Source organism: Aliiroseovarius sp. M344, assembly GCF_025140835.1.
Classification (GTDB): Bacteria; Pseudomonadota; Alphaproteobacteria; order Rhodobacterales; family Rhodobacteraceae; genus Aliiroseovarius.
On the sequence record NZ_CP081153.1, the window covers coordinates 1807053 to 1824058 of the forward strand.

At 56.9% G+C, this 17006-nt stretch carries 10 protein-coding genes and 1 pseudogene; 9 read left to right on the plus strand and 2 right to left on the minus strand.

All coding sequences use genetic code 11. From position 1 onward, the window contains the following. Positions 1-191 precede the first annotated feature (191 nt). Positions 192-866, plus strand: a pseudogene (locus K3556_RS08835) (MobA/MobL family protein); the annotation flags it as partial. Between the two features lie 346 nt (positions 867-1212). Here K3556_RS08835 and K3556_RS08840 read toward each other — a convergent pair. Beyond that, positions 1213-1839, minus strand: a complete 627-nt coding sequence (locus tag K3556_RS08840) for a hypothetical protein (protein WP_260519285.1) — start codon at positions 1837-1839, stop codon at positions 1213-1215. Positions 1840-2282: 443 nt separating this feature from the next. On the opposite strand from K3556_RS08840, the gene K3556_RS08845 reads away from it, so the two are divergent. From K3556_RS08845 to K3556_RS08860, 4 genes are all read left to right on the plus strand, one after another. Continuing rightward, complete coding sequence (locus K3556_RS08845; RefSeq protein WP_260516438.1) at positions 2283-3446, plus strand: RepB family DNA primase; 1164 nt, start codon at positions 2283-2285, stop codon at positions 3444-3446. Between the two features lie 455 nt (positions 3447-3901). Further along, positions 3902-4315: a hypothetical protein gene (locus K3556_RS08850; protein ID WP_260516439.1), complete on the plus strand. Its 414-nt coding sequence runs from the start codon at positions 3902-3904 to the stop codon at positions 4313-4315. A gap of 170 nt (positions 4316-4485) precedes the next feature. Further along, positions 4486-4743: a pyocin activator PrtN family protein gene (locus tag K3556_RS08855; RefSeq protein WP_260516440.1), complete on the plus strand. Its 258-nt coding sequence runs from the start codon at positions 4486-4488 to the stop codon at positions 4741-4743. Between the two features lie 7 nt (positions 4744-4750). Continuing rightward, positions 4751-5035 carry a pyocin activator PrtN family protein gene (locus K3556_RS08860; RefSeq protein ID WP_260516441.1) on the plus strand — a complete coding sequence of 95 codons (285 nt, stop codon included), beginning with the start codon at positions 4751-4753 and terminating at the stop codon, positions 5033-5035. Between the two features lie 257 nt (positions 5036-5292). On the opposite strand, the gene K3556_RS08865 is transcribed toward K3556_RS08860, so the two are convergent. After that, the gene (locus K3556_RS08865) at positions 5293-7146 is read right to left on the minus strand and encodes a formylglycine-generating enzyme family protein (protein ID WP_260516442.1); all 1854 of its coding nucleotides are present in this window, start codon (positions 7144-7146) and stop codon (positions 5293-5295) included. A 485-nt stretch (positions 7147-7631) separates the two neighbouring features. On the opposite strand from K3556_RS08865, the gene K3556_RS08870 reads away from it, so the two are divergent. From K3556_RS08870 to K3556_RS08885, 4 genes are all read left to right on the plus strand, one after another. Next, the gene (locus K3556_RS08870) at positions 7632-11930 is read left to right on the plus strand and encodes a tetratricopeptide repeat protein (RefSeq protein WP_260516443.1); all 4299 of its coding nucleotides are present in this window, start codon (positions 7632-7634) and stop codon (positions 11928-11930) included. After that, positions 11927-12316 (plus strand): hypothetical protein, encoded by a 390-nt coding sequence (locus tag K3556_RS08875; RefSeq protein ID WP_260516444.1) that lies wholly within the window; start codon positions 11927-11929, stop codon positions 12314-12316. Before K3556_RS08870 ends, K3556_RS08875 begins: the two co-directional genes overlap by 4 nt. A 423-nt stretch (positions 12317-12739) precedes the next feature. Continuing rightward, a complete protein-coding gene (locus K3556_RS08880) occupies positions 12740-16492 on the plus strand; it encodes a tetratricopeptide repeat protein (protein WP_260516445.1) in 3753 nt (1250 codons plus the stop codon). Continuing rightward, positions 16489-16878 (plus strand): hypothetical protein, encoded by a 390-nt coding sequence (locus tag K3556_RS08885; protein WP_260516446.1) that lies wholly within the window; start codon positions 16489-16491, stop codon positions 16876-16878. The genes K3556_RS08880 and K3556_RS08885 overlap by 4 nt, the downstream gene beginning before the upstream one ends. The last annotated feature ends 128 nt before the right edge of the window (positions 16879-17006 follow it).

The following is a 17006-nucleotide window of genomic DNA, read 5'->3' on the forward strand; positions in this document are numbered from 1 at the left end:
GAACAGGAAATATTGCCTGTGGTCAGAGTTCGCTCCGACAGAAAATAGCAAGTTCCACTTGGCCGCTGGTCGAGCAGCCCTCGCACTCCTTGAAAAGGTGATGCGCGCAGTTACGCAAACTGAAGTTTGCCTGCGCGCCTGGCCGGCGGGGCTGAGGAGCGGAAGTCGGGTTCGGGCCCGACATCCCATTCATGATACATCCTGCAAGCCGCCTCGAAGTTGTCATTCATTCCCGCGCCGATGGCCGAAGCGCGGTCAAATCTGCCGCTTACACTGCGCGCGCGTCCTACCGTGACGAGCGGCTGGGGAAGAGATTCCGCTCGAGCAAGACCGGTGGGCTATTGTCTCACGAGCTCATCAATTGGACCGGCAACGCCGCATCGCTCTGGAACCTCGCCGAAGTGGCCGAGACTCGTGGCAATGCCCGGGTCATCAGGGAACTACGTCCTTCGCTGCCGGCTGAGCTACCGCTTGCCGATCAGGTCAGACTTGTTCGAGGATTTGGCCTCTGGCTTCGTGATGAATACGGCGTTGCGGTCCAGGCTGACGTCCATGCGCCGAGGTTTCTGGATCGGAAGATGGAAGCGTTTCACAAGGCCGGCAAATTCGCCACGGATCAGCCAGATTATCCCGCATCGCTTTTCGACCCAGTGCTAACCAACCTTAATTTCCACGCCCACATTCTGGTGACGACGCGCGAGGTGTGTCCGCAGACCGGCACCTTCGGAGCAAAGACCAGGATACTGGATGACAGGAAAACGGGGCCGAAAGAAATCCTGAGGATCAGGCAGGAGTGGGAAAAACGCACCAACGCAGCGCTAAAGCGCATCGGGTCATCCGCACGTGTCGATCTGCGCTCCTACGAGACCATGGCGAAAGCGGGAGACGCTCCGGAGGGATTGGTTGCCCAGGACCATCTGGGTCCACGCCGGGCTGAACGATCACGGCGCCTTGAAGAAAAAGGCGTAGATACCAGCAGCGCTGGAAAGCGACGTGCCGAGACGAGGACGCATAACGAATCTGTCTGGGCGTCTTGGCTCAGTCTGAGGGCGCTGGAGCGTGAGAAAGGCCGTTTGACCGCAGAAGTGCTCGCACTGGAGTGGGAAGCGGCCCGCAAGGACAAAGCCGATGCTGAAAAGCACCGGCTTCGAAAGGTTCAATCTGTGGATGAGGCTAAGACCGCGCTGTCAGAGGCAACGCAATTCGACAGCCTCAAGACGGGGTCTGCCCTTGCGTCGGCTCTGGTGTGGGCTTTGAGCGAAGAGGTCGACCCGCCTTGCGAGGCGCCAGAGTTCTCTTCACCGGTCGATTTGGAGACCTATGAGCCGCCCCCTGGGCGCCCTTTGCCCGAGCCGGTTTTGTCGCCGCAGATTTGTCGAGTTCGCCGTCGAGGCCCTCGCTCTCGCTGATCTCGGCCGCCGCAGACAGATCATCGAGGCATTGCGTCAGATCAGTGATCTGCGTGTTCAGCTTCTTGACCGTGTTCGCATGCTCGGACTCGAGCATGGCAAAATCACGCTCGCGCAGTGCCAGATGTCGGATGTTCTGGTCAGTGAGCCGTGAAATCTCGCCGCGCAGCATCGACACCATGCTTTGCTCCAGTGCCGATACGGCGGTTTGGATCAGCGCCTGGGTGCTGTCTGGCAGCGGAAATTCGGCAAGTTGTTCTTCTTCGCGGCTTGCCATGTGCTCCTCCCACAGGTCGCGAACCCGCGAGAATTTGCCCTTGCTGCCAAGCGCTTTGAACAGATCGGTGGCCGAGATCTCCCGGCCAAGCTGCGCCGTCAGACTGGTGCCTTTTGCGATGATATCTCCGTCAGAATGAATGGGTGTGCGCATCGTTGTTACTCCTTGTTTTGCGATTGCAGGAGAGACGTGGGTTCAATGGCAAAAGCCAAAAAACAAACTTCCGAAGTTTTTTGCGCGCCAAAAGAAAAGGTTGGAATGTCACTTTGTTGGTAAGTTGGTTGGCAAGTCCGAAGGTCGGAAGTTTGTAGGAAAGTAAGTCGGTAAGTTTTTCAGGTTGGTAAGTCCAGGCGACTTGTATCGACGCATGACGCGGCATCCTTTTGCACCGCGACTAGGGCCAATATTCAAATCATCCAGTTTTTTCGTGATGGTGGTCCGGGAACCATTTCCCTGGGATGAAACACACCAGTCCCTGCGAATTCGCCCCGACCGCCCAGATTTTCGATCTAACTGCCGAGGAGTATTTCCACCTTTTGCATCCGGAAGGGTCACGCGGGAAGGCCGCCGTTCTTTGCAAGCTTGGGCCTGACGATGTGGAAACCCATACCTATGAGGCAGCGCCCTTGATCGCGCAAATGCCGCACTTCGTCGACCGGATCAGTTTCCTGACACTGAACCGCTTTTGGTATGGGCGGAAGCTGAAGTCGCTGGCATCGCTTAACGCGCTTTATGTCGATCTCGACTATTTCCATGCGCCACAATGGCGTGGAAAGCCGCCCGCCGAAGTTCAGAGTGCATTCACCGCCCATCTGCTGATCTCGGGAATGCCGCAGCCGTCGGTGTTCCTACAGACGGGGCGCGGGCTTGCTGCGATCTGGCTGATCGAGCCGATCCCGGTCTCGGCGCTCCCGCGCTGGCAGGGCGCAATGGGCGCGCTGATCGACGTCGCGGCCGCGTTCGGGGCAGACAAGGCGTGCAAGGATGCGGCTCGCGTCTTCCGCATTCCGGGCACACTCAACGAAAAGTCGCAAAAGGAGGTTCGAGTCAGCGGCGGCACCGCAGAACGCCACCGTTTCGACGATCTGGCGGATCAGATCTACAGGGCCGCCGGCAGGCCCACCCGCGCCGAATTGCAGGAGCGAAGGACGCGCAAATCGAAGAAACGCCGCGCAAACGCCGCGATGCCACGGGGGCTGACACAGACGGAGCGGTTCAGGTTAATCCGCGATGATCTGGCGGCATTTCGTGATGCGCACGGCGGTTTGATCCCGACGGGTCTGCGGAACACCTGGCTGCACTTCCATGCGACCTGCCTCACCCATTTGCCCGAGGTCATGGATCTGGAAGCAGAGATCTTGAGGGCCGCGCAGGGCGCGACACCGGGGCTGGAGCGGATCGAAGTGAATGCAATTGTCAGGCAGGCCATCCAGAAGGCAAAGCTTTTCACCAACGCGTCTTTGTGGGCTGACGGCCGCTATCACTATAAGGGCGCAACGATGGCCGAGCGTCTGGGCATCACGTCGGACCTCGCGCGCAACCTCGGCCTCAAGCAGGTGATCCCCGAAGAGGAAAGACGGCGCCGTAAGGCGGAGGCTGAAAGGCAGCGCCGCGCAGCAAATGGCGCCAAGTCCCGGGACGCCTATCTGGAGGCGAATAGCGCCTCGCGCAAGAAGCCCTGGGCCGCACTCGGGATCGGTCGGACCAAGTATTACGAGCTGAAACGCGTAGGAATGCTGCCCGAACCTCTGGCGGCGTGATCGCGGACAGGTCCGTGCCCGCTTCAGGGGCAAAGCCCGCCCGCCCGGCTCCAGCCTGGGGGCAGAAATGTCTCCAACAGCGGTGAACAGCCACCCGCAGCCTCACCGGCCCACCTCCGGACAAGCCCGCAGCCACAGCACCGCCATAGACCTGTCCGCCGGAGAGCAAAGCCATGCGCGAAGAAGGGATGAAAACCGCCGAGACGCTTGCCGTTTCGATCACGCCCCTCTTGGTGAGGGCGCGACCGGAAACGCAAGCCCCTCGGGAACCGAATAAAGTTGGTTCCATTGTGTGAGTGAAGTGATCCCGGGTCGGAGGTGAGTGGCCGGCTCGGGAAACGCTGCCCCCCTGTCTGGCATCATTTCCGCCGCCAGAACGCACCCGCTGGCAGCAACTCCCACTGCCCGCGTCTTGAGAGGCCACATGACGCGGTCTCACCTCCGGAGGACTTTTTATGGACGAAAAGACGGAACGCGAACTCCACGATCGGACGCTCAATACAATCACCCACGGTCGCCTGCTGGCACAAGAATGGCACACAGCGGGTTTGGTTCCGCGGGGCAGCACAAAACAGCTGACGTTAGATCTGCTACAAAAGCTGACCGACCGCTGCGGACTGCAGGACATCGATGATGATCGCATCGAACTGCTCGGTGAACAGATCCGCCGGTTTACCAACGAATATCGTGAGGGCCTCGGTGATCGTGCAATGGCTACAGATATCGAGACGGAGCACATCTACGATACTAAAGTCATCGACCTGATCAATCTCGCGTGGCGTTGGCGGCAATTCCGCGCGGCTCAGCGTGCGCTCGAAGACAAGGTCGCGGCGATACGGCAAACTGATAGACTGCTGGCAGGCATATGACCCCTGCCCCCAAGTTTTGAGATCACCTCGTTTTATGGGTTCTCGAACTTTAAAAATATTTCTTCCGCGTTTTTGCAAATGAGCCATTTTCTCAAAACTGTCGCCACAAGGTGCCAGTTTTCGCAACAACAATAACCGTGTTCCGCGCGGTCGCATTCGAGGAAAACTAAATGAACACAGCAATCATGATGATGGCCATGTATAACGCCCGCCCGATTATCCCTTCCGAAGCGGTTGCCGCCGACTGGTTTAGCCTATCTGTCGGTAAATTCCATGAAAAGATCCGCAAAGGGGATATTCCTCTCCCGCTGGTAACCATGGAAGACAGCCAGAAGTGCGCAAAGGGTGTTCACCTGACTGACCTTGCGGATTACATCGACACGCGCCGTGCTGCCGCCGAGAAAGATATGAAGTTGATTGGGGGCTAAGACGCACATGACCACACTGATGTTGCTGTTGGCTCGCCATGATGGGCAGGAAGAGATCCCGTTTCGGATTGTAGCCAGAGATTACTTTGGCCTTGAACCGGAGGCGCTTGATCGAAAAATAAAGAAGGGGACGATTCCACTCGACCTCCCAGCCACGCGGTTGAAAACAATTCGATCTTGCGGAGTTCCCCTGACTTGCCTTGCGCGTTATATCCAGCGTCGACGCGATGATGCAAAGGTCACACTTGAGGAATATGTCACCGACACTGCACTTCGGAACACCGCTCATTGATAGATCTCTACCCAAAGAGATCGGCTGGGGCTGATCGCTCATCTCTGTTCGCGGAAAGCGGGGGCATCAACGCCCCCGCTCCTGATAGTCTACTTACCTTTGCCGCCACCGGCTTGACCATTCGACCGTCCACCACCAGATGGATTTCCTGTCGTGCTTGGCCATCCGCCACCGTTTCCTTGACCTTTACCCATTGTTACTCTCCTTGATTAGATTGTTTCGTGTAGTGATTATTTGCCCTGCAGTGTTCAGCATGCTTAGGCACCGGCTAACTTTGTGTCCGGATATGCGTCCTCTGGCTCACTCGCTCCGTCAATTTCATAGACAAGCCTGAACCCGATCCGCCAATCCTTGTATGCACCCGTAGACTTTGGTGACATCCGATCCCGTGTCGCGGAAACTCTATCTCCCCACTTTGGCGAAACACTGGCACCGCCATTTGCAACGGGGTCTTGCCCATCCATAAGATGAAGAGGCACCATATTCATCGCCCCAAAATGACGAGAGTTAATCACTGCACCCTCTGGCAACAGCCATTCCCCAAAGTCGATGGCTCTAAGAAAGCTGATGCCGTCTTTTGTTTTTTCCCAAGGCAAGTCTGCTTCGGCGCAATTGTAACCTGTGCCAAAAAATCCATGAATCAAACTGCGCGCACCTTTTTCAACAATTCGATCTGCATCCCTGTAGTGGGTATCCATCGAACCCACATTAAGTGCTGAGCGAAATTCGTGACATATTTCAAGCCACTCCTCTTCGGTAGGAAGTCGAACCGGCAGTTTTCTCTTTTTGCTAACGGAAGCCGCGTAGGCGCAAGCGTCATACCAAGTGACAGATGCCGGCGCTGTGGCCACATCCCCCTCCACGTTGCATTGCTCCCAATCATCTTGATCCGGTGCCGTAGGGCGATACGCTGCATAGAGTTCATTTTCGATCGTCATAAACTCGCGGAACCGAGAAATCGAAATCGGATCTGACACCGCCAGATACCTGTCGCCAACCCTCACTTTTTTGAATCCTTCGGCCAATGGCGCCTTCTTGAATGGCGCCGAATAGCGGCTATTGTTTTGCAGATAGGCGCGCAGAATCTCGTCTTCTCCTGGATAGTTTCTTGTGCACCCGCCCAGTTCATAAAATGCAGATTCGGCGGCGTGCTGGTCCTGCTCCCTCCAACCATCGTATTCGAAGTAAAGCCAACGCTTGAAATGGTAACTGTCATCCGACTTTGGAACATCAGCATTTTTCAGAAAAGGGCTGTGGATGTTGTGATTGAAGCTTTTCGGTCTAAATCGTGGAAAAACAAAATCAAATCCACCCTGCCCGTCTCGTAAAAATACGAGTTTCTCGTTGAAAGGAATGAGGTCGACCCACCCTTGCTCCAAATTGGAAATGAGTGCTGAAAGAATTCTGCCTCCACCTAGACTCTCCTCCTGCTCCGAGACGACGTCCTCTGATGCCATTGAGCTTGGAAAATACAATTGGGATACAAACTCGTTCGAGTTAGGATCAGCTTCGTCTCGAAACGACAACAGTTGATCACCGAGCAAATTGTTGAGTTCCATACACTTTGAAAAAGCGAGGCTGTGGCCACCACTTCGAATGACCCATTGGTTAGGCGGATCTTGCCGAACACGGTCAATTTCGTCCTCGTGACAGAGTGTTGCGCGGGTGTAAGGGTTCACAACTTTGAAGCCCGACATTCCCATGGCCACTCCAAGCAGGTCGGCCCACTCGACCCCTGCTCCCGTAAAAATGCGCGATGGACGCTCATGTGCTGATTGAAACCAACGGTCTGAAATCTGTTTCAACCCAATGCGAATGGGTCGATCTAAAATCTCGGGTTCAAAAAGGCCTGGGTTGACGAGGCTATGACGCGCCATGAACTCTTCGATGTCTCGTTCATAGTTTTTCTTGTAGCCCGCAAACCCACCTTTGAAGCCCAATTCTTTGCAAATGCAGTTCAGCGTGCTGTTGTATTTGATGTCCTCCCGATCGCGCCCCAAACGGCGGGCTGATCCGCGGATGTGGTCGGGTTTGATACCTGTCAGTTCCGCGATATGGAATTCAACGAACGGAAGGTATTTGGATGAAAGGTTGGATGATGACTTGGTCATAGATGCTTCTCCACTGTTCGGTGGAATAGCAGAACGTTATGGGCGCAGCATTCGCTGAGATCTCTTTGTCACCTGCACCGAACTTCGCAGATGCCACCGGCCGATCAAGCCGTCCCAATCCAATTATGTTGGCAAGTCTTCAATGTCAACCTATGCGGGCGCAAAAACCATCCAGCACTTGAAGTCCGCCAATTGCCTATGCAAACTCCAAGCGAACGCGTGCTACAACTTCTCTACAGGGTGTCATGAACATAGCGATGCTACAACCAATGCTACAAATTTCGATGACACCCCCTAAACCCCAACAAAACAAGGCATTTCAGATTGCATCGCCCCGTCCATCAGAGTCCTGATATGTCAGGGATACATCTCCTCGAACAATATGGTGTCGTTTCGGTCAACCGCAAAATCGATTGATTAGAGCAGTTCGTCACGTCATGGTGGAAACACACAGCATTTAAGTTAATTCATCCATTGGTGTTCATATGCGCCTTGAACTTCTGATTGACGGCACCTCCGTGCTTCGACGGATGGCAAAGAGCGGCATGGGTGATCCGCTTCCTTTGGTAAACGGCGAGACTGCAAATGCCGCACTTCGGGATTGGTCTGAGCGTTACAGCCGTGCTGTTCAGTTTCGCACTGACGAAGCTTTACTCGAGATTGGCCGAGAGATGTTCGCTTGGCTTGATCAGGGCGGCGTGTTGGCGGACTGGATGCTTACCGATCCGCGTGAGCTTGTCATTCAGACATCTTCGCAAGATTCTGCAGACCTGACCGATGCGCTTCTGGCAGCACCTTGGGAGTTGCTGGCCGATCAGAATGGCTTTCTGGCATTGGACATGCGCCTTTTTTCAGTTGTCCGACAAGCACATGGCGCTGTTGAGCCTCAGATGCCGGACCATAAAGACATCGCTCTGCTCTTCATGGCGGCCTCACCGCGCGGCCAGAATTCACTCGACCACGAGGGCGAGGAAGCCATGATATTGCAAGCCACCCGCCCAAAGCTCGGGCAGGCTGCGCCAGTGCACCTTCAAGTCGAAGAAAGCGGTTCTTTGGAATTCCTCGCTGAAGCCGCGCGACTCGAGGGTCCCTTCGAAGCGCTGCATCTCAGCTGCCATGGCAACATCCTATCGCAGGAGAACGCTTCACCTCAGCCGGTGATTTTCCTTGAGACCGATGAAGGTGAAGCAGATCCGGTCACGGTCGACCGCCTAAAGACCAAACTCGGCCAGATGCCACCACTGCTATTTCTCTCGGCTTGTCGCACGGCCGAGCGCGGCGAAGGTCGTGGGCGTCCCCTCCCCGAGGGATTTCGCCGTGATGTAATCAGCGACAGCACAGTCAGGCGGGACACAGATTCACCCGATAGCGAGGCGAGTCCTGACCTTGCCGATCCCTTCGCCCGACAGATCTCAGGGTTCACGGCAAATGTCTTGGGCTGGGACGGCTCAGTCTATGACAGCGAAGCCGCCCTCTTTGCCGAGACCTTCTATCAGGAGGTTTCGAAAGGTGACACAGCCCCCATAGCTGCCGCGAAGGCCCGTCGCACGTTACTGCGTGAACGATCTCCAGAAAATGCAATGATCGGCGCCCACTGGCACCTTGCGCGGGTTTATCTCGGGCCAGGTGGAGGCGGTCCGATTTGCGATCCTCGTGCTGCAGCCGCGCGACCTGCCCGCCCAGATACAGAGCAGGCTTTTCTTGGCGGGGACCGGCGAGTTCCGGTCGCAAGCCGGGACAGGTTTGTTGGCCGTCGGCGCGAGATCCAGCGCATCATTGCCGCCTTCCGGAGCGGCACGAAGGGCGTGGTGATCCATGGCATGGGCAACCTCGGCAAGTCGAGCCTGGCTGCACGTGTTGCCAGCAGAACGACGGGTTATCGGGTGGCAGTCGTCTATGGCATCTGCACGGCCCGCACGATTTTTGAGGCGTTGCGCAAGGTGCTCAACGAGATCGCCGACGATCTCGAGGACTATTCCGAAGCCCGAACAATCCGCGAAGAACTCGTGCTCTGGGAAGAAGAGATTGCCCAAAACCCAACCGTGATCAGCGACATCTTTCGTCGCCTGCTGCGCGGACACCTGAACACCCATCCGGTCCTGCTTGTGCTCGACGATTTCGAACAGTCACTGCTGCCACCCTCTACGGATACCGCTGAGATCACTCCGCGTCCGGACTGCCGAGACGCAGTTCTGTCTTTACTCCAAGCGGTATCAGAAGCGCAGAGTGCGTCGAGGCTCCTAGTCACCTCACGGTTCGACTTCGTGGCCAAAGACGCCGGTGCATGCAGACTCGACGAGATCTTGCTGCGCGTTCCTCTGGTGCCGATGGAGGGACGGGAACGCGCAAAGCAGGTCCGCGCCAAGGCGACGGCAGAAGACAAAGTCGAACTTCTGTCGCATCGCGCGGCACTGATCAATGAAGCGCTCGAGGTCTCGGCCGGCAGCCCCGGCTTGCAGGACGTGCTAACTGGCACGATCCTGAACGACGAAGAAGCCGCGGCACAGCGGGCCATCGAGCAAATACGGAACTTCCAGCAAAGCGGTGAGACGCCACCACCAGGAACCGATCTCGGGGATTTCTTCGCCCGCATGACATTCGAAGTTTACGCCGACGCGCTCACTGGAACGCAGCGACGCGCACTTGGCGCCGCTGCGATCTTTTCCGAAGATGTGCCGATCCCACGACCTGCCCTGCTGACCGCGATTGGCACAAGCGGCATTGCGGAGCCCGAGGCGGCACTCGATCGGTTGCTGGCGCTCGGTCTTGTTGATGATTGGGGAGCGATATCCCCTTGGACGGATACACTAGACCTACCGCATCACGCGGTTAATCCACTTGCGCGTTCGCTGGAGGAGACACTAACCGAGGGAGATGTGTCCCAGATCAGCACCCCAGTGTTGGCGGACCTAAGCGCGGCTTGGAGAGATGACGAGGGAGATTTCCCACTGGACCCGCGCGGGCTCGAGGCAGCGCGCCTGGGTCTCGAAGCTTCCGATCCGGACCCGGAGATCTTGGAGGCTGCAGCGGCGGCGGCGTTAAAATTCCTCCTCGACATTCGAGAAGACGCTGCCGCTGCGCTAACGCTTGGTATGGCCGCACTGGAACGTCTGGAGCAAATGGGCCACATCCCCGGACCAATATTGCCCGGCAAATTGGTAGTTGCGGCAAACAGACTTGGCGAAGTTGAAATCGAGGAGAAACTCATCGAGGACACACTACAGCGCGGTGACCTCGCTCCGCTGGACCGGGGTCAATTCCTTGCTATGCGTGGCGCACGGGAGGATACCCGAGGCAGCACTATTCAAGCCATGAACACCTACGAAGAAGCCGTCGGTCTGCTGAGAAAAATCGGCGCTGATCATTCGGTCGCTGTCACCCGCGAGAAGTTTGCCGATATCCTGCAGAATCTGGGCAACCTCGACATGGCCCGCCGCATCTACGAGAAGGAAGCACTTCCGGTATTTGAAGCTCTCAGCGACAGGCGTCAAATAGCCATCACCCGCAGAAAGATTGCCTATATCGTGCAGAAACAGGGCGACCTCGACGAGGCCCGCCGCATCTACGAGCGGGAAGCACTTCCGGTCTTTGAGGCCCTCGGCGACAGGCATGAAATCGCCACCACATACGAACAGATCGCTTTTGTCCTGCGGCAACAGGGCGACCTCGACGAGGCCCGCCGCATCTACGAGCGGGAAGCACTTCCGGTCTTTGAGGCCCTCGGCGACAGGCACCTTATCGCCCGCACGCGTGGACACATCGCCGATATCCTGTGCGCGCAGGGCGAATTCACTGAGGCTCGTCGCATCTACGAGCAAGAAACACTTCCGGTCTTTGAGGCCCTCGGCATCAGACTCGAATCTGCCAACACACACGTAAAGATCGCCGATATCCTGCTGGAACAGGGCGACCTCGACGGGGCACGCCGCATCTTCGAGAAGGAAGCACTTCCGGTCTTTGAGGCCCTCGACGAAAGTCAAAAAATTGCCATCACACACGGAAACATCGCCTATATCATGCATGAACAGGGCGACCTCGACGAGGCCCGCCGCATCTACGAGAAAGAAGCACTTCCGATTTTCGAGGCCATAGGCAACAGCCTCAACGTCGCCCACACACACGGACATATCGCCTATATCCTGTGGCAACAGGGCGACCTCGGCGAGGCCCGCAGAATCTACGAGCAGGAGGTGCTCCCGGTCTTTAATGACCTCGACGACAGGCGCGCCATAGTCGTTACCCACGGACAGATCGCCGATATCCTACAGGAACAGGGCGACCTCGACGGGGCCCGCAGAATCTACGAGCAGGAGGTGCTCCCGGTCTTTAATGACCTCGACGACAGGCGCGCCATAGTCGTTACCCACGGACAGATCGCCGATATCCTACAGGAACAGGGCGACCTCGACGGGGCGCTGGACCTGCATCTATCCCGCCTTCCGGACGCAGAACACATGCAGGACATCTCCATAATCGCGGCTATCCATTACAATTGCGCCCATATCAGGTTGCTACGAGGCGATCTCAAACGTGGCGAATTGCCCGTAATAACAAACGAATTGAGAAGATCCTTTGCCATCACCCAAGAACTCAGCAACTCAGACGGAGTGGGACAGGTTGGCGCCCTGCTGGCTCAAGTGTTGGCCTTTGATGACCTTACCGTCGAAGCTCTGGAGGTATTGGACCAGGCTGAACAGGCATACGATTCGCTCGGCAGCCGGTCCGGAATAGATCATTGCCAAACTGTAAGGGACATGATCACTGAGAAGGATGACCAAACATGAAGATTCAGCTGACCGGTGCCGACCTTGCATCTGCGCGTTCACAGATCGAACGCATGTTTGCTAGCCTGGGGGCCGTTCCATTAGAAGAACAAGTCTCACCGAATGCTCAAAGCCAGCGGATTGATCCCTTTACCGTTGCGGTCGGACTAAGCAGCATCATCCTGACGTTGCCATCGACGATCGACGCAATCACGAACCTCATGGACCGTGCAAAGCGTGACACGGCCAAAACTGAAGTTGATGAGCTGAAGCGTGTTCTGGTGGAAGTCAAGGTAGGATGCATTTTGACTACCGATACCGGCCGCACCCTCATTCTCCCAAAAGCTGCCACAGACGATGTCGTTGACGCAATCCTCGAAGAGCTCATCTCAAAACACACCGACTAATCTGACTATGTTGCTACATCCCGTGCTACAATTCGCAGTGATACGCTCAAACCCCAACAAAACAAGGCATTTCAGATTGCATCGCCCCGTCCATCAGAGTCCTGATATGTCAGGGATACATCTCCTCGAACAATATGGTGTCGTTTCGGTCAACCGCAAAATCGATTGATTAGAGCAGTTCGTCACGTCATGGTGGAAACACACAGCATTTAAGTTAATTCATCCATTGGTGTTCATATGCGCCTTGAACTTCTGATTGACGGCACCTCCGTGCTTCGACGGATGGCAAAGAGCGGCATGGGTGATCCGCTTCCTTTGGTAAACGGCGAGACTGCAAATGCCGCACTTCGGGATTGGTCTGAGCGTTACAGCCGTGCTGTTCAGTTTCGCACTGACGAAGCTTTACTCGAGATTGGCCGAGAGATGTTCGCTTGGCTTGATCAGGGCGGCGTGTTGGCGGACTGGATGCTTACCGATCCGCGTGAGCTTGTCATTCAGACATCTTCGCAAGATTCTGCAGACCTGACCGATGCGCTTCTGGCAGCACCTTGGGAGTTGCTGGCCGATCAGAATGGCTTTCTGGCATTGGACATGCGCCTTTTTTCAGTTGTCCGACAAGCACATGGCGCTGTTGAGCCTCAGATGCCGGACCATAAAGACATCGCTCTGCTCTTCATGGCGGCCTCACCGCGCGGCCAGAATTCACTCGACCACGAGGGCGAGGAAGCCATGATATTGCAAGCCACCCGCCCAAAGCTCGGGCAGGCTGCGCCAGTGCACCTTCAAGTCGAAGAAAGCGGTTCTTTGGAATTCCTCGCTGAAGCCGCGCGACTCGAGGGTCCCTTCGAAGCGCTGCATCTCAGCTGCCATGGCAACATCCTATCGCAGGAGAACGCTTCACCTCAGCCGGTGATTTTCCTTGAGACCGATGAAGGTGAAGCAGATCCGGTCACGGTCGACCGCCTAAAGACCAAACTCGGCCAGATGCCACCACTGCTATTTCTCTCGGCTTGTCGCACGGCCGAGCGCGGCGAAGGTCGTGGGCGTCCCCTCCCCGAGGGATTTCGCCGTGATGTAATCAGCGACAGCACAGTCAGGCGGGACACAGATTCACCCGATAGCGAGGCGAGTCCTGACCTTGCCGATCCCTTCGCCCGACAGATCTCAGGGTTCACGGCAAATGTCTTGGGCTGGGACGGCTCAGTCTATGACAGCGAAGCCGCCCTCTTTGCCGAGACCTTCTATCAGGAGGTTTCGAAAGGTGACACAGCCCCCATAGCTGCCGCGAAGGCCCGTCGCACGTTACTGCGTGAACGATCTCCAGAAAATGCAATGATCGGCGCCCACTGGCACCTTGCGCGGGTTTATCTCGGGCCAGGTGGAGGCGGTCCGATTTGCGATCCTCGTGCTGCAGCCGCGCGACCTGCCCGCCCAGATACAGAGCAGGCTTTTCTTGGCGGGGACCGGCGAGTTCCGGTCGCAAGCCGGGACAGGTTTGTTGGCCGTCGGCGCGAGATCCAGCGCATCATTGCCGCCTTCCGGAGCGGCACGAAGGGCGTGGTGATCCATGGCATGGGCAACCTCGGCAAGTCGAGCCTGGCTGCACGTGTTGCCAGCAGAACGACGGGTTATCGGGTGGCAGTCGTCTATGGCATCTGCACGGCCCGCACGATTTTTGAGGCGTTGCGCAAGGTGCTCAACGAGATCGCCGACGATCTCGAGGACTATTCCGAAGCCCGAACAATCCGCGAAGAACTCGTGCTCTGGGAAGAAGAGATTGCCCAAAACCCAACCGTGATCAGCGACATCTTTCGTCGCCTGCTGCGCGGACACCTGAACACCCATCCGGTCCTGCTTGTGCTCGACGATTTCGAACAGTCACTGCTGCCACCCTCTACGGATACCGCTGAGATCACTCCGCGTCCGGACTGCCGAGACGCAGTTCTGTCTTTACTCCAAGCGGTATCAGAAGCGCAGAGTGCGTCGAGGCTCCTAGTCACCTCACGGTTCGACTTCGTGGCCAAAGACGCCGGTGCATGCAGACTCGACGAGATCTTGCTGCGCGTTCCTCTGGTGCCGATGGAGGGACGGGAACGCGCAAAGCAGGTCCGCGCCAAGGCGACGGCAGAAGACAAAGTCGAACTTCTGTCGCATCGCGCGGCACTGATCAATGAAGCGCTCGAGGTCTCGGCCGGCAGCCCCGGCTTGCAGGACGTGCTAACTGGCACGATCCTGAACGACGAAGAAGCCGCGGCACAGCGGGCCATCGAGCAAATACGGAACTTCCAGCAAAGCGGTGAGACGCCACCACCAGGAACCGATCTCGGGGATTTCTTCGCCCGCATGACATTCGAAGTTTACGCCGACGCGCTCACTGGAACGCAGCGACGCGCACTTGGCGCCGCTGCGATCTTTTCCGAAGATGTGCCGATCCCACGACCTGCCCTGCTGACCGCGATTGGCACAAGCGGCATTGCGGAGCCCGAGGCGGCACTCGATCGGTTGCTGGCGCTCGGTCTTGTTGATGATTGGGGAGCGATATCCCCTTGGACGGATACACTAGACCTACCGCATCACGCGGTTAATCCACTTGCGCGTTCGCTGGAGGAGACACTAACCGAGGGAGATGTGTCCCAGATCAGCACCCCAGTGTTGGCGGACCTAAGCGCGGCTTGGAGAGATGACGAGGGAGATTTCCCACTGGACCCGCGCGGGCTCGAGGCAGCGCGCCTGGGTCTCGAAGCTTCCGATCCGGACCCGGAGATCTTGGAGGCTGCAGCGGCGGCGGCCATGGCATTTCTTTTCAATATTCGAGAAGATGCCGGCGCCGCGCTTAAACTTGGTATGGCCGCACTGGAACGTCTGGAGCAAATGGGCCACATCCCCGGACCAATATTGCCCGGCAAATTGGTAGTTGCGGCACACGCACTTGGCGAGGTCGAGATCGAGGAGAGAATCATCGAGGCAACACTGCGGCGGGATGATCTCACCCCGTTCGACCGGGGTCAATTCCTGGCGCTGCGCGGCAATCGGCAGAATATCCAAGGCAACATTGGTCAGGCGATAAGCAGCTACGAAGAAGCCATTGGTCTACTGCAAGAAAGCGGCGACAAACGCGATGTCGCCATTGTCCGCGGAGATTTAGCCTATATCTTAGCGATGCGGGGCGACAGTGACGAAGCCCTACGTATCCTCGAGGAAGAAGAACTCCCGGCATTCGAAGCCCTCGGCGACACGCGCTCCATCGCTATCACCCAGGGAAAGATCGCCGATATCTTACGGACACGGGGCGAGTTCGACGAGGCTCGCCGCATCTGCGAGCAGGAAACACTCCCGCTTTACGAGGCCCTCGGTGACCGCTATTTCGTCGCCAGAACCTGCGGGCGGATCGCCCTTATCCTGCAGGGACAAGGCAACTTCGATGAGGCCCGCCGTATCCGCGAGGAGGAAGAACTCCCGATTTTGGAGGCCCTCGGCGAAAAGCGCCAAATCGCCAAGACCCACGGGCAGATCGCCAGTATCCTGCAGGATCAAGGCGAGTTCGCTGAGGCCCGCCGCATCCACGAGCAGGAAGAACTCCCGATTTACGAGGCCCTTGGCGACAGGCGCGCCATCGCCATCGCCCGCGGAAGGATCGCTGATATCTTGTGGCAACAGGGCGACCTCGCCGAAGCCCGCCGCATCTTCGAGCAGGAACAACTTCCGATTTTGGAGGCCCTTGGCGACAAGCGCGAATTCGTCATCGCCCAAGGAAAGATCGCCGATATCCTGCAGGAACAGGGCGACCTCGACGGGGCGCTGGATCTACATCTGTCCCGCCTTCCGGAAGCAGAACACATGCAAGACAGTCACATGATCGCGTATATCCGTTACCACTGCGCCAAGATTAGGTTGCTGCGTGACGATCTCGAACCTGGTGACTTGCAGGTGATCGTAGACGAATTGACCGATTCGTTTATCATCAGCCACAAACTCGACGACCAACTTTTTACGGGAATTAGTGGGGAATTACTGGCCCAGGTATTGGCCCTGGGCGGCCAAACAGTCGATGCTTTGGGGGTATTGGACCTGGCTGAACAGGCATACGATGAGTTCGGCGACCAGTCCGATATTTATCATTGCCAAGCTCTAAGGGCAGAAATCTTAAAAACTGCTGAGAGGGATGACCAAACATGAAGATTCAGCTGACCGGTGCCGACATTGCATCTGCGCGTTCACAGACTGAACACATGTTTGCAAGCCTGGGGGCCGTTCCATTAGAAGAACAAGTCTCACCGAATGCTCAAAGCCAGCGGATTGATCCCTTTACCGTTGCGGTCGGACTAAGCAGCATCATCCTGACGTTGCCATCGACGATCGACGCAATCACGAACTTCATGGACCGTGCAAAGCGTGACAAGGCCAAAACTGAAGTCGATGCGCTGAAGCGTGTTCTGGTGGAAGTCAAGGTAGGATGCATTTTGACTACCGATACCGGCCGCACCCTCATTCTCCCAAAAGCTGCCACAGACGATGTCGTTGACGCAATCCTCGAAGAGCTCATCTCAAAACACACCGACTGATTGGAACCTGGTGCTACAAACAGTGCTACTCAAACCAACCACAACGCTTATGCCCTGTAAAACAAGGGGATTTAGAATGCGTGGCCCCCATCCATCATGGGGGCGACCGACAAGCGGGCTGCTTTGCG

Excerpts from the sequence above, each read along its gene's own strand:
- K3556_RS08875 (WP_260516444.1), top strand. The coding sequence starts at position 11,927 with ATGAAGATTCAGCTGACCGGTGCCGACCTTGCATCTGCGCGTTCACAG.
- K3556_RS08840 (WP_260519285.1), bottom strand. The coding sequence starts at position 1,839 with ATGCGCACACCCATTCATTCTGACGGAGATATCATCGCAAAAGGCACC.
- K3556_RS08850 (WP_260516439.1), top strand. The coding sequence starts at position 3,902 with ATGGACGAAAAGACGGAACGCGAACTCCACGATCGGACGCTCAATACA.
- K3556_RS08865 (WP_260516442.1), bottom strand. The coding sequence starts at position 7,146 with ATGACCAAGTCATCATCCAACCTTTCATCCAAATACCTTCCGTTCGTT.
- K3556_RS08880 (WP_260516445.1), top strand. The coding sequence starts at position 12,740 with ATGTTCGCTTGGCTTGATCAGGGCGGCGTGTTGGCGGACTGGATGCTT.
- K3556_RS08860 (WP_260516441.1), top strand. The coding sequence starts at position 4,751 with ATGACCACACTGATGTTGCTGTTGGCTCGCCATGATGGGCAGGAAGAG.
- K3556_RS08855 (WP_260516440.1), top strand. The coding sequence starts at position 4,486 with ATGAACACAGCAATCATGATGATGGCCATGTATAACGCCCGCCCGATT.
- K3556_RS08870 (WP_260516443.1), top strand. The coding sequence starts at position 7,632 with ATGCGCCTTGAACTTCTGATTGACGGCACCTCCGTGCTTCGACGGATG.
- K3556_RS08885 (WP_260516446.1), top strand. The coding sequence starts at position 16,489 with ATGAAGATTCAGCTGACCGGTGCCGACATTGCATCTGCGCGTTCACAG.